This window comes from Dolichospermum sp. DET69 (genome assembly GCA_017355425.1).
GTDB lineage: Bacteria > Cyanobacteriota > Cyanobacteriia > Cyanobacteriales > Nostocaceae > Dolichospermum.
The window spans coordinates 5,737,282-5,751,757 of record CP070233.1 but is presented as its reverse complement, the minus strand read 5'-3'; the positions used below and the strand labels follow the sequence as shown (position 1 = coordinate 5,751,757).

Sequence of the window (14,476 nt, the reverse complement as noted above, 5' to 3'; positions counted from 1 at the left end):
TTGTAAATTCAGAGTTATCAACAAATAAACTACCCCGTGTAAGAATAATATTCCCCAATTTAAACTTAGATTTCCCCAAGTTGGATCATAGACGGATGTAGTTTCAAAAGCACCAGGTAGTTTATTTCCTTTAGGAACTAAATCATTAAGAGAACTCCACAAAAAAGATTATCCAATTTTGTGGGATGGGCATCTTGCCCGTCCTTGTATTATTAGCGGGCAAGATGCCCGCACCACAAAAAATTTTAGGATATTTTTTTAATTGGAAGTCTCTAACATAAACTGGTTGTAATAAAGTTGTTAGAAAATAAGATCCCCGACTTCTTCGATCAATTCATAATTTGTTTACAAAATATAAAAGAAGTCGGGGATCTGGAAATAAACGTTATTTTCTCAATCTTTCTATCAATTCTTGACGAGATAAATTGGCTAAAGAAAGAAGTAATTGGGTACGTTCAGAAATGGAAATTTCAGCAATTTTCTCCACTAAACTAGATAATTCAGCATCTAAAGTACCAAATCTAGCTTCCAAAAGACAAGTTATCAATGATAGTTCTCCTTCTTGTCTTCCTTCTTGTCTTCCTTCCTGTCTTCCTTCCTGTCTTCCTTCCTGTCTTCCTAGTTGCTTACCTTCTTGCTTCCACTCTTCTATTTGTTGTAAATAAGCTGGTGATAAGTTCATAATCACTTCCTCTTCATCTGTACTTAAATTATCTCTCAATTCTAGATTTTTGCGCCAGTTAGCTAAAATTACTAGCAAATTCTCTCGAAAAGGGTTTTGTTCTGGTAGTTCAGTTAATTCTTCTACTGCTCTTTTTTGTGTTCCTCCTTTCCCTAATACTCTCAACCATAGGGTTTCTTCATTGATTGGTAATTGATGAATAACTACTATTACTGTTTTGAGAATATTTGGCAGAAAATAAATTCCCTTACACCAGTTTTCTTCAGGTTCATTTGCTCCTAATCCTTGAAGCATCCGAGATGAAAATGTTGGTGTTAAAATCCATAATACTGGTAATTCAGATTCAGAGATAATCCTATTTTCTCGTTTTGATTTCCTGACAATACCTCCATGTACAGCATATAGTTTCAGTAAGCAACTACGAATTTCTATTTCCGAGGGTGGATTGCGAAAAGGCTCGAATAAACAGGAGGTTTTTGCCATTTTCCCTAATAAACCTAAAGGTAATTCTTCTTGAGTTTCAGAAGTAAAGGGTTCAAACCATACATCTATTTCTTGAACTTCACTTTTAACTTTTTCGCTTTTTTTAATTGTTCCTAGAGGTGTTAATAATTCCTCTAAATATTCTTTAGCAAATTGATCGTGAGATTGACGAGTCATTTGATTATTTACCTAATTATCTCCTAATTAAATCCCCGACTTATTAATATGGTAAATAATTTATGAATTGATTAAAGAAGTCAGGGATATAGAAATAAACGTTATTTTCTCAATCTTTTTATCAATTCTTCACGAGATAAATTGACTAAAGAAAGAAGTAATTGAGTCCGTTCAGATAGGGGAATTTGAGCAATTTTGGCGATTAAACTAGATAATTCAGCATCTAAAACCCCAAATCTCGTTTCTAAAAGACAAGTTATCAATGAGAGTTCTCCTTCCTGTCTTCCTTCCTGTCTTCCTTCCTGTCTTCCTAGTTGCTTACCTTCTTGCTTCCACTCTTCTATTTGTTGTAAATAAGCTGGTGATAAGTTCATAATCACTTCCTCTTCATCTGTACTTAAATTATCTCTCAATTCTAGATTTTTGCGCCAGTTAGCTAAAATTACTAGCAAATTCTCTCGAAAAGGGTTCTGTTCTGGTAGTTCAGTTAATTCTTCTACTGCTCTTTTTTGTGTTCCTCCTTTCCCTAATACTCTCAACCATAGGGTTTCTTCATTGATTGGTAATTGATGAATAACTACTATTACTGTTTTGAGAATATTTGGCAGAAAATAAATTCCCTTACACCAGTTTTCTTCAGGTTCATTTGTTCCTAATCCTTGAAGCATCCGAGATGAAAATGTTGGTGTTAAAATCCATAATACTGGTAATTCAGATTCAGAGATAGTCTTATTTTCCCGTTTTGATTTCCTGACAATACCTCCATGTACAGCATATAGCTTGAGTAAGCAACTACGAATTTCTATTTCAGAGGGTGGGTTGCGAAAAGGCTCAAATAGGCAGGAGGTTTTTGCCATTTTCCCTAATAAACCTAAAGGTAATTCTTCTTGAGTTTCAGAAGTAAAGGGTTCAAACCATACATCTATTTCTTGAACTTCACTTTTAACTTTTTCGCTTTTTTTAATTGTTCCTAGAGGTGTTAATAATTCCTCTAGATATTCTTTGGCAAATTGATCGTGAGATTGACGAGTCATTTGATTATTTACCTAATTTTATCCTAATTAGATCCCTAACTTCTTGAAGAAGTCGCGGATCTGAACCTCTTAAGAAATGTTTGGTTTAACTGTTTTTAAAGGAATGCGAATCAGATGATAAGCACCTTTAATAGCAATGTTTTTGTAATTATCCGGTGGTAAATCCATTTCTTGAAATTTCCCATTTTCAACTATCATTAACAATGATGGTGGTTTAGTTGGTTGGGATGCTTGCTTTTGAATATATTCTAAAGCTTGTTGAGAAAATTTAATGTAGTTAATCTTTTGTTGGGTGTAAAAAGTCACCGTAGGTTTTTTAAACCCAACCATAATTAATTCTTCATGAGGTTGTTTTGATTCGACAATTAAGGCTGATAATTCTCTTAACGGCAGTTGACGCTGTTGATCCATAATCGAAGCAGCAGGTATTAAAGCAACAGCAACAAAAGCTATAAATCCTACTAAATTAATTGTGATTATCTGTCGGTAACGGTGAGTTAATATGAAGATAGCTGAGATAAATGCAGACAATAACCAAATTATTCCCGCGAATTTGAGTATTCCTGATTTCTCCATGTTTGCATATAATTCAGGAGCAGCAGGATCAATGCCCACAATTTGGGTAAGGTGAAATAGTGCCACAGAAATTATTGTCAAAAAGGCTATGTTTACCCAAGCACTAATCCGAAAAGATTTGAGAGGTGTAGGAGTTTGGGAACTGGGGAAAATATCACTCCAGAATAATGCCACAAGAATCGCTGCTGCTGGCATTAACGGTAAGACATAACTGGGCAATTTAGTTACAGAAATTGTAAAAAAGCAAAATACACTCAAAAACCATAAACAGGCAAATAAACCTAATTGTTGAGAGCGTTCTTGCTTTAACCAGTGCGATCGCTGCCAAAATTTTACTCTAGCGATAGACGCAGGGATGTACACTGAATAAGGGGCAAAGCCTAGCAATACGACCAAAAAGTAAAAAAACCAGGGGGCTGAGTGACCATTAACAACTTCCGTAAACCGTTCTAAATTGTGATAGATAAAAAAGGCGTTAATAAAATTCCAGCCATTACGCCAAGTTACTAAAACATACCAGGGAAGTGATAACGCTAAAACGATCCCCATTCCCAAAATAGGCCGCATTTCGCGCCATAGTTGCCAAAATTTCCCCACATATAAGGCAAAGGCAATCATAATCAATCCTGGTAAGACAATGCCTACAGGACCTTTAGTTAAAATTGCTCCAGCAATTAAGACATAACAAGCTAAATACCATTTATTGGGCAGTTGCCACTTAGTAATGACAATGGGGGAATTATTCTGAGCATATCCCAGAAAGAAACATAACAAAGTTGAACCTATGCAGCCATTAAGCAACATATCAGAAACGCCGGCTCTTCCCCAAACAATCATTTCCGGGTTAAGTGCCATTAAAGCTGCGGCTATGACGGCTGTAAAGTAACGTCTGGGTAAGTTGCTAACTTGTTCTAATTCATCCTTTTTGGCAAAAGACCACTGCACAGTATAAAATGCCAAAGCAATTACACCCATTGCTGCCAATGCTGAAGGAATACGGACTGCCCATTCATTTACCCCTACAATAGCGTAGGCGATCGCTTGACACCAATAAATTAACGCAGGTTTATCAAAGCGAGTTTCCCCATTAAAAAACGGCGTAATCCAATCACCAGTGATGAACATTTGCCGGGAAGCTTCAGCAAACAGCGGCTCAGTTTCATCAATTAAGCCCACATTACCCAAATTCCAGCCAAAAGCTATCCAGCCAATCACCAATAACCATAGAGAAGAAACAGCCACAGCCAGCACTGGACGCTGTTCTAAATTATGCAACCACTTATCAACCACTTGATCAAAAACACCCAATTTCATATTTTACAATTCCCTGTCACCTGTCACCTATTTTGTAACACCAACTGCCATTCTTGAGTTTGAGGATTCCATTGGGGAGAGGAAGTTTCCCCGACGATATAAGGACCCCAATAGCGCCGTGAGCCATCTTGAGCAAAGGCTACCAGTACATCACCCTTCTCTAGTCTTAAATTACCTTGAGGTAAGGATAAAACTAACCCTTTGTCACTACCTTCTTCAGGTGCAAAATCCCAATGAGCAGGAATATTAGATGTAGCTTTATTGGCAGTGGCACTTTTTTGAGATAATTGTCTGGCTAATAATGCTAGACGGACAGGTTGAGTAGTTTTGTTGCTCATGCGGAGTAATCCAGAAGCCTTGGTTTTTTTATCCGAGTCAAACCGATAGGCTACGACAGTAGACTGATTTTTTTGGCTATTTGATTCTACTGAGTTCGTTGGTGTACTATCTGAGTTAATTTCATTCCCATCAATTCTAGTGTTTGTAACTACAGATGGGGTTTGTTCTGAAACTGTTGATACTGTTTTTGGATTTGTAGACTCAAGGGATATGCTCATATCTAAGCATCCTGCCATGATCCCGATGAATCCCAATGCAGAAAAAGCGACAATGAAGTTACGATACTGATACATGGAATATTTCATAATGATATGGATTTAGAAATAAGAATTTTTGTAGGCTCAATCTCATAGTTGCTAATGATCCCCAATAGCATGAGTCAGAAGAAGTCAGAATTGCTGGAGTAAAACCCTTTCATGCAAAATACTCGTCTGAACAACCTGTTAGACACAATTTTTAGAAGCTTGAGTCAATGGTTTCTTAATCCTTGGCGGCGATTATCGCTAATACTAATTAGCTTTTTGTTTGGGTTCTTTTTGGGATCGGCAGTATCAACAACCGCTGGACAAAAGGCAGAATTAGATATTGTGGTAGCTGCATTTTTAGTTCTTTTTACTGAAATTACCAGTAGAATATTTTACAGCCGTAATCTTTTTGTTAGGCAAGTATTTTGGGTAGAAATACTCAATTATCTCAAGATTGGTTTTATCTACAGTCTCTTTCTAGAAGCTCTAAAGCTGGGTTCGTAATTTTATGCGTAGCGAATGGCTGAGTAAAATTTTGACAACAGACACATCTTGGCAAGTGTTAGCAGAGGATGCAGCATTAGTATATCCTTTGCAAACCAGAGTTTTTAATATCACCTCTGATAATGTAGCTGAAGTTATACAAAGGAGAGGGGATTTACTGAAGTTAGTTTTCCCTGATTTTAGTCAATTTTGTCAAACTACCCTAAAAACTCAACCCCAAGGAATGTTACAGATATTGTGGGATGTATGGCTACCCTTGGCAATGAAAATTGCCGCGCAGCATCAACTGTTAGGGAAACCCTTTATTCAGGGGATTTTAGGCGCACAAGGTACTGGTAAAACCACAATGTCCAGAATACTGGTTTTGATTCTCCAGCATTTGGGATACCGGACTTTAAGTTTGTCTTTGGATGACTTGTACAAAACTTATAGCGATCGCTTGGTCTTAATGCAGCAAGATTCCCGGTTGCTTTGGCGCGGTCCGCCTGGAACCCACGATATTCACCTAGCTACAAGTTTACTCGATCAAATTCATCAAAGCAAGAGTCCTGTGATAGTTCCTAGATTTGATAAATCTGCCTATGGAGGTATGGGCGATCGCACTACTCCAGAAGTTATCATGGACAATATAGACATTGTTCTGTTTGAAGGTTGGTTTGTGGGTGTAAAACCAATTGATCCCATAGCCTTCCTAACTGCACCACCACCCATTCTGACAGATGCAGATAGACAATTTGCCTCTGATATGAATAGTCAACTTAAAAGTTATTTACCACTTTGGGAAAGGTTAGATAGTTTAATAGTTCTGTATCCTACAGATTACCGTTATTCTTTAGCATGGCGCAAGCAAGCAGAAAGACAAATGATTGCTACTGGTAAATCAGGAATGAGTGACGCAGAAATAGAAGAATTTGTCAATTATTTTTGGCGTTCTTTACATCCAGAATTATTCATTAATCCTTTAATTCAATCATCAGCAGTTGATTTAGTCATTGAAATTGATGCTGATCATAATTTTAGCAAAATCAGAAATTAGATCTCCGACTTCTTAAAGAAATCGGGGATCTGAATATAGCGGTATGCACTTGAATGAGATACATCATAAGCCCCCTCTCGAAGAGCGGGGAGGGGGTTGGGGGTGGGGTTCTTGTATTTCACTCAACCAAGAACCGCTAAGTAGGTGGACGCGAATAATATCAAAATAATATTATTGACTCTGGGCGGGCTAGAATCCCACCCCACAATAAGTGTAATATTCTTGTGGGGTGGGCAACATGAGCGCCCATACTATATTTAATTGTACCTACCTACTTGTAAACTAATAAACTACTTTCCGGTTTTTAGTGTTTCCACTAAATCATAAAAAGGTTGCCAATTATCATTTTCAGTAATTGATTCCCAAACAGACTCAATCACAGGTCTTAATAAAGCTGTTTTGGGATTAGCTTCAATCAAAGTTTGGTGAATTTTATCCATTTGGTCAGGATCAAAATGATTGAGAATTTTATGATAGAGGAAACACCAATTATCAAAAGTGGCTGATTTTCCTAATGCGGGGCTAAGTTCTGAACCATTCATCACAAAAGCTGGATCATCTCGCCATTTACTAGAAAAAGTAGCAGCCAAATCTGAAAAGAATTGATGATAACCAACTTGACTATCATGTAAAAAGGTAATGGTTAACCGCAAAAATTCATCAGCTTCCGCTAATTGTAAATCTTCAAAACCCAACTTTTTCAACATCAAAGCTCGATATTCAGCTTGGTAATATTCAGCAAACTTGGATAAAGCAACATCTAAATCACCTTGGTGAATTATCGCCTTTAAAGGTTCTTGCAAAAGCTCTAAATTTAATTTGCAAATCCCTGGTTGCTGACTGTAACAATAACGTTTATAATAATCGAAATATGCCGCCGTAAATTGGAGATCGTAAGTAGGAATAAAGGCATAGGGTCCATAGTCAAAACTTTCCCCGGTAATTGACATATTATCAGTATTCAGAACTGCATGACAAAAACCCGCTGCCATCCATTGTGCTACTAATTCGGCGACACGCTGCACTAATTCGGCATAAAATAAAGCATATTTATCATTTTCAGCTTGCAAATGCGGGTAATATTGTTCGATTACATGATCTAACAACTTTTGAGTTAAATCATGTCGTTTGAAATAGTTTAATCGTTCAAAAGTACCAAAACGGATATGAGATTTACTCATGCGAATCATGACAGAAGAACGAGTTGGAGAAGGTTCATCACCGCGCCACAAACCCAAACCCGTTTCAATCATACTTAAACAGCGAGAAGTGCGAACGCCTAAACGATGAAGTGCTTCAGCGGCGAGAACTTCCCGCACTCCTCCTTTAAGTGTTAGCATTCCGTCACCACCGCGAGAGTAGGGGGTTCTTCCCGAACCTTTTGTGCCAAAATCGTATAATTCCCCATCAATACCCCGCACTTGTCCATAGAGAAAGCCTCTACCGTCACCTAATTGGGAGTTATATTGTCCAAATTGATAACCGTGATAACGTAGTGCTAACAGCGGTTCTCTTCCCTCAAATTTACCAAAAGCGTTAATAAAATCTTCGTCTTTAACTACTTGGGGCGCAACTCCTAAGCGTGGCAGTAGTGCGTCATTGCGCCAGCGTAACATAAGTTGGGGAAATTCCTCGGCTACAACTTGATCATAGTAGTCGTTACCTAAAGACTCTAGGGCTGATTCATAGTTGAGGGTAAGCAAAGGATTAGTAGCATGAGTATGATTGAGAGTTTCATCCAGAGTCATTATAATTACGCTTAATTGATATTTATTTAATGATAGACAAAAAAGCTCACCATCTTGCTAATTTAACGTAAGTTGCTAGTTAAATTGTCAAAAATGGCTAACACCACGCTGCGCTATCACGAGCTTATAAAAATAATATATCTTCATAAAAAAATAGATACCGGACTTCTTGAAGAAGTCGGGGATCTAAGGATTACAATATTCACATAAACTAGGATCAGCAAATTCTTGATTGTTAGGAAATAATTGTTGTTGGGTAAAACCGCATTTTTGACATTGAAAAATTACTGCTTTAATTAATGAAGTTGGCTGATGACAAAGTTCACAAGGTAGTCCAGGGATTTTTTGATTAATCATAAAACCAGGAGTATTACATTGGGGACATAAACTATTAATTTTATTAATTAAGTCTTGAGTAGCAAAGGCAATATTTTTCATCCTGGTAGGATTATACATTGCTCTCATATCTGTTTCTATATGAAATTTACCATTTGTGTTTTTTATGGCAATTTCTACGGAATTGATTAGGTTTTCTTTGCTGGTAATACCTTTAATAAATTCTGTTTTTCCTGTGGATATATTATCAAATGAAATTACTAAACCATGTTCAGGAAAACCAACTTTTTGAGCAAATTCTTCAGATTCTTCTAAACTAGATATAGTTTGGTGATTGAAATTAGTTTCTATGGAAAATAATTCACCAATAATTTCTAAATCATTTTCTTGATCCAAAAAAATAATTATTTCTTGGTTAGCATAAATATAGGGAATTAGGGGATGAGGGGCAAAACTTCCTTCACTAGCAATGGCTATTTTTTCATCATCCATTTCCAAGGCTTTTTTAGCTTTTAACCTAGCAGTAATGATTTGTGTATCTGGACGTTTAATTTCTCTAGTAAAAGTTCCAAAAACATCAGTATTTAAGCCTTGAGGAACTATCAAATTAATTCCTAAATGTTCTTTCAATAAAGGAGAAATTACTTTTTCTTTATTGTGCATTGTCGCCAAAATAGCCACGCGATTATTATATATTGACATAATTTATTTCTCCATAATTATCTTCAGATCCCCGACTTTTTGGAGAAGTCGGGGATCTGAGGTATTATAAATGCGATCGCCAGTGGGGATTTGTCAAACTTGTAAAAATATGATTTTCTAGGCTGGTGTTTCCGATAAATAAATAGTTTTAATGAATAGTTGTTCACAAATTCCCAGAAACTCGTTTCTACTTGATACTCCCAATAATCGTCAGTAAAAAAATTTTCATCCCATTTAGGATAAAATGGCGTAAGATATTCTTTAAGGTATGCTGTACCTTGGGAATGTTGACAGAGAACCAGGCAAAGCGGTTAGAGGATGCGGGATTGTATGCTTATAACCAGAAAGAATTATTTTGGCTGCTCATGCTAAATTGACCTAAATCTACAGCGGTTTTCATGTATTTATACCACAGATGAATGAATTGAATGAATCTATTACCAATAGACATCTGGTGAGAATTAAATGTGGCTAACCTGAAACTATTATAGGGATAATTTATCAATTGTCCCTAGATTTTTTCTCACGCCATGTCTAGTCTAGTAGTAGTGCAAAATAAATTTCATATTCTAACAATAATGTTTACTGATAAATAAACAATAACGATTGTCATCTGTTAGTTTATAAGACAGTTTGTCAGCAATGGAGGACATTATTTGCAATCCCCGTCCTCTTTCTTGATCATTATCCTCTAATGCTGAAGTTATTTGCAATTGCTTTTCTAACTCAAAAGGTTCTCCCCAAGACCATATCCGAATTTCTATATCTTCTTCGAGTCTAATAACTTCTAATTCAATCGGAGTTTCTCTGGGTAATTTTTTGTGGGCGTGTTCTACAATATTAATAAATCCTTCTACTAGTAGTGTTTGTAATTCCCACCAAATTGTTTGATTATTAAATGGGGGCTGGTTGATTTGCTCCAGCCAGGATAAAACTTCACTTGTAGCATTAATATCTGTATTGGTTTTTAGGTAGATTTTATGATTCATTGGTCAATCCATAGAATATTTGACTATGAGTGTATATTCAAAATGTGAAAAATGTAAATCCTTTGACAAGATTTAATGTAGAGTAATTAATAAGTAATTATTCAAACTGTTTAATAGTCAAAATGTTTAAAATCCTCGTCATTGATGATGATCCTATCTTACGAATGGTTTTGAAAAAAACTCTGAAAACCCAGGGCTATGATGTTACCATAGCGGCTAATGGCGAAGAGGGAATAATAGAAGCAAAAAAATTATGTCCCGCTCTCATTATCTGTGATTGGGTAATGTCTGGGATAGATGGTTTACAAGTGTGTCGTCTGATTAAGTCAGATCCGGAATTAGCTACAACTTTTTTTATTCTTCTGACTGCAAAAGGAGCTTCTTTAGGAGAGGAAGATGATCGTGTTAGAGGATTGGATGCAGGAGCAGATGAATTTATTTCTAAACCCATTGAGATGAATGAATTAAAAGCACGGGTAAGAGCAGGATTAAGGCTACATCAATTAAGTCGAGATTTGCAGCATCAAAAGCAAATTTTAGAGCAGTTAAATCGAGATTTGCAGCATCAAAAGCAGGTTTTAGAAACCGAACTAGCTGAAGCTGCTGATTATGTGCGATCGCTTTTACCATTACCGATTATAGGATCAGTAACCATAGAATCTTTATTTGTACCTTCAGCACAGTTGGGAGGGGATTGTTTTGATTACTATTGGATTGACGATGAACATTTGGCAATTTATCTATTAGATGTCTCTGGTCATGGTGTAGGTTCGGCTTTGTTATCTGTATCTGTATTGAATATCTTGCGATCGCAGTCTCTACCAAATACTAATTTTTGTCAACCAGCAGAAGTTCTCAAGGCACTCAATGAAAGTTTTCAAATGAGTAAACATGGCGATAAATACTTTACCATTTTGTACTGTGTTTTTAATCGTGTTAATCATCAGCTAGTTTATGGTAACGCTGGACATCCACCGGCTGTATTAATATCTGGAAATGCCCCCTCCAGCATTGAGGTTATAAAACTAGAATCTCTAGATTTACCCATTGGCTTTTTACGAGATATCAGTTTTGAAACTGCTATTTTGGAAGTTGCAGAAAACAGCACTTTATATATTTTTAGTGATGGTGCTTACGAACTGCTGCAACCAGAGGGACAAATTTGGGGTTTCGACTCCTTCGTTAATTTATTGCTCACCCATAATCAGTCAAATAACAATCATATTAATCAACTCTTACCTGAGATTATAAATATCAGCGGCAACGAAAATTTTGATGATGATTTGTCTTTACTACGAGTTAATTTTAGTGGCTGTCAAAATCCCTAAGATGTGAACTTTTATCAAGGGTGTTTGAAAAGTTTTCGGCGATTATAAATCCCTACTACACAAACACAGACCACCTGGGTAGACTAAGAAAAAATTAAGGGTTTGAAACATATGTGTGCAACTAGACTTGTCTATTCATCCTCATAAGATTGGGAAAAACCGGATATGTACAAGTTTAGAATTGCTAAAACTTCACCTATAGAATCAAACCATTAAGCATTTTCTAGTTCTAATACTTTGTTATCAAACACTTCTCTATTACTTAATATGTTCAAAACTCGATTGATTTTCGTTAATTCAAATAACATTTTGACTTGATCATTAATGGAACATACAAATAGTTCTCCTTTAGCATTTCTAACACTTTGCATTGCTCCCACTAAAGCACCTAAACCAGAACTATCAATAAACGTCACCTTTGACATATCAATCAATAGCATATTAACTCCATTATTAATGATATCAGTAATTTGACGACGTAATTCATTACCGGAGGTGGCGTTTAAAATTCCTGATGGTTCAAAGACGTGAATTTTAGAAGTCATAAATTATCTTCCTTTCTGTGTTAGTTTGTAAATTTGCCATTGAAAATTGTCCTATCTATTTAAAATTCTACTACTATTTAAGGCATTTTGTAGAACTTTAAAAAATAGATTTACAAGCAATAAGGACTTTCATTAACTTTCCCCACGGGGTTAGGTTTTGTGGTTGTATACAATTCTGTTGAAACACCCTCTTAGAGGTAATTCATGAATTACCTCTACTTTCCTTCTGTTTTATGTAAGTCCTGCGGTTGCCAAACAGCAGCACTGATAATTGCCCAAAGTAGAGATAAAATATATATACCCCATAATGTGTTGATCAAATAAACCCAAGGAGTTTCTAACTGACCAATAGCGAGACGATATATACTCCATATTATACCTAAAATCATCAAAATAAACACAGTTATTTGTGGCCAGATTAGCTGGAGATAGATTCCTGATTGTCGCTGCTTAGGTGTAACCTGAAATTTAATAGGTTGTCCGGTTAATACACTCCATACAGATTGAATGAATAGGGGAAATAAAGAGATAGAATATTGTTCTGAACGCCATAATTCCGCAGCATTAATTCCCCAACCAGCAGCTAAAAAAGTCAACCTATTAATTATAAAAGTTGGAAGAAAATGGATAGTAAAATCAAAGCCATAAGTTTTCACGGGGATAGTTCCCGTAAAAAAATAGATAATGGGACAAGCAATAAAAACCAAAGTTGCAAATCCAGAAAAATAACTATATGTTGTCTTAAAATAGTGTAATCGTTGCCAAAATGTCAGTCCTGGTTTGGTGAGAGGATTTTCTCTCATTAACACTTGAATTGTACCTTGAGACCAGCGCATTCGCTGTTTGAGGGTAGAACTTAAATCATCAGGAGCAAGTCCTTCTGCTAATAATTCATGATGATAAATTGATTTCCAACCAGAACTATGCAACCGCATGGCTGTATTCATATCTTCGGTAATACTATTACTAGAAACACCACCAATTAATTCAAATTCATCTAATTTTTTACCATCTTTGACAAATTCATCTGCAAAATATTGTAAACCCACACTAACTAATGCTTCTCTTCTTAGGACTGCATTTGTACCTGTGTAGAAAGCTGAATTCATGCCATCTTTACCTTGTTGAATGGGTCCATAAAATAAATTGGCTCGATGTCCAAAGGGGTCTCCAGGGGGAATATTATAAAAATCTTGAGGAGTTTGCACAAATGCAATACGGTTTGGTTGATATTTTCCTGAATACAAATTATAGGTATAGAAATATGTCAAAACTCGCTTTAAAAATGCTGGTTTAGGAACATGATCTGCATCTAAAGTAAGAATAAAATCTCCTGCGGTCTCTCCAGAAAAAATGGCGTAATTGAGATTACCTGCTTTAGCATGATGAGGTACTCCTGGTTGTTTAGGACGAGCAATATACCGCAACCTAACCAGTTGCACAAGTTCTAATTCTTTTTGACGAATTGCTAATTCTAATGCGCTACGTTCATGATTAAGATGTTCATATATAGTTGATTTACTGGCATGATGACTATTTTGATTTTGAGGATTTAACCAGAGAATAAACTGTTGTAAACTGTGGACAAATCTAGCGGGAATATCCTCGAAAGTATTTAAAGTATTTAAAGATGATTTTTGCAGCCATTCTTCAGCGGCTTTTACTTCAGGTGCTAGATTTTCCAGTTGCTCAATTCGTTGATTTAAAGTAGATAATTCCCCGTCAATTCGATTAGCTTCCTGTTGTAATAATGGTGATTGTAAATCCTCTAGAGCTAATCTTTCTGACATGGCTCGCATTTGTTCAGAATTACCATCATCTAATACATATACACGCAGCTTTGTGGTTGGATAATCTATCGCTAAAGCTGCTCTAGCAGTTTCTTCCACCATTTCTGAGGGTTCATTATAGCAGGTTATAAACACATCTACATTTGCCCAATCACAGTTAGGAAGGGGTGGGCTTAACTGATTGAGAGACTTAACCTGTCGGACTATAGGCCGCCATAATCCAATGACAAACATAACTCCCCCGAAATAGCTGTAAATTTCCGCCAGCAATAAAGGAATAGACAGCCATAGAGCATCAAAGTTGATAGAATGAGTTATCCGCCATTGTAAATACCAAGCACCAAAAATTAAGTTTATTTCCGCTAAGTACCGAAAAAGTAGGGTTCTTTTTTTCAGTGTTGAACGGCTATTACCGGAAAAATTGGCTGAATCATAACTAGAGGACGCTGAATTCATTTTGCTACCAAAAATAAAATTTAAATTAGTCAATTAGCGGTTGTTTGTTTTTATAAGAGTCACGTATTTGATTTTTGATTTGAACTCCCTATAGTCCTTGATATTTTTTAGACATCATTGAGGATTCCTGTAGCTTGCTAAAGTAGAGTTGTTATTTAATGTATCAGATTTTTGGTGTCATTTCTAACTATA

12 protein-coding genes are annotated in these 14,476 nt (G+C 36.1%); 3 read left to right on the top strand and 9 right to left on the bottom strand.

Annotation, left to right across the window (positions count from 1 at the left end):
- Positions 1-385: 385 nt before the first annotated feature.
- The 4 genes from EZY12_26380 to EZY12_26365 form a co-directional block, all read right to left on the bottom strand.
- Positions 386-1,342: a hypothetical protein gene (locus EZY12_26380; protein ID QSX68096.1), complete on the bottom strand. Its 957-nt coding sequence runs from the start codon at positions 1,340-1,342 to the stop codon at positions 386-388.
- 101 nt (positions 1,343-1,443) lie between these two features.
- Positions 1,444-2,376, bottom strand: coding sequence for a hypothetical protein (locus tag EZY12_26375; GenBank protein QSX68095.1), 933 nt, complete (start codon positions 2,374-2,376; stop codon positions 1,444-1,446).
- A 69-nt stretch (positions 2,377-2,445) separates the two neighbouring features.
- Positions 2,446-4,266 (bottom strand): glycosyltransferase family 39 protein, encoded by a 1,821-nt coding sequence (locus EZY12_26370; protein QSX68094.1) that lies wholly within the window; start codon positions 4,264-4,266, stop codon positions 2,446-2,448.
- A gap of 23 nt (positions 4,267-4,289) precedes the next feature.
- On the bottom strand, positions 4,290-4,910 hold the full coding sequence (locus EZY12_26365) for a hypothetical protein (GenBank protein QSX68093.1): 621 nt from the start codon (positions 4,908-4,910) through the stop codon (positions 4,290-4,292).
- Positions 4,911-5,021: 111 nt separating this feature from the next.
- On the opposite strand from EZY12_26365, the gene EZY12_26360 reads away from it, so the two are divergent.
- Positions 5,022-5,354: a DUF565 domain-containing protein gene (locus EZY12_26360; protein QSX68092.1), complete on the top strand. Its 333-nt coding sequence runs from the start codon at positions 5,022-5,024 to the stop codon at positions 5,352-5,354.
- Positions 5,355-5,358: 4 nt separating this feature from the next.
- Positions 5,359-6,390, top strand: a complete 1,032-nt coding sequence (locus EZY12_26355) for a glycerate kinase (GenBank protein QSX68091.1) — start codon at positions 5,359-5,361, stop codon at positions 6,388-6,390.
- Positions 6,391-6,680: 290 nt separating this feature from the next.
- Here EZY12_26355 and EZY12_26350 read toward each other — a convergent pair whose 3' ends face one another.
- From EZY12_26350 to EZY12_26340, 3 genes are all read right to left on the bottom strand, one after another.
- Positions 6,681-8,138 carry a YdiU family protein gene (locus EZY12_26350; GenBank protein QSX68090.1) on the bottom strand — a complete coding sequence of 486 codons (1,458 nt, stop codon included), beginning with the start codon at positions 8,136-8,138 and terminating at the stop codon, positions 6,681-6,683.
- Between the two features lie 186 nt (positions 8,139-8,324).
- Positions 8,325-9,176, bottom strand: a complete 852-nt coding sequence (locus EZY12_26345) for a hypothetical protein (GenBank protein ID QSX68089.1) — start codon at positions 9,174-9,176, stop codon at positions 8,325-8,327.
- A gap of 569 nt (positions 9,177-9,745) precedes the next feature.
- Entirely contained in the window at positions 9,746-10,165 is a 420-nt protein-coding gene (locus EZY12_26340) for an anti-sigma regulatory factor (GenBank protein QSX68088.1), read from the bottom strand.
- Between the two features lie 122 nt (positions 10,166-10,287).
- Here EZY12_26340 and EZY12_26335 point away from each other — a divergent pair, with 122 nt between their 5' ends.
- A complete protein-coding gene (locus EZY12_26335) occupies positions 10,288-11,493 on the top strand; it encodes a SpoIIE family protein phosphatase (GenBank protein ID QSX68087.1) in 1,206 nt (401 codons plus the stop codon).
- A gap of 212 nt (positions 11,494-11,705) precedes the next feature.
- Here EZY12_26335 and EZY12_26330 read toward each other — a convergent pair whose 3' ends face one another.
- Together EZY12_26330 and EZY12_26325 are read right to left on the bottom strand one after the other, a co-directional pair.
- Positions 11,706-12,038: an STAS domain-containing protein gene (locus EZY12_26330; protein QSX68086.1), complete on the bottom strand. Its 333-nt coding sequence runs from the start codon at positions 12,036-12,038 to the stop codon at positions 11,706-11,708.
- Between the two features lie 215 nt (positions 12,039-12,253).
- Positions 12,254-14,284: a glycosyltransferase gene (locus tag EZY12_26325; GenBank protein QSX68085.1), complete on the bottom strand. Its 2,031-nt coding sequence runs from the start codon at positions 14,282-14,284 to the stop codon at positions 12,254-12,256.
- Between the last annotated feature and the right edge of the window lie 192 nt (positions 14,285-14,476).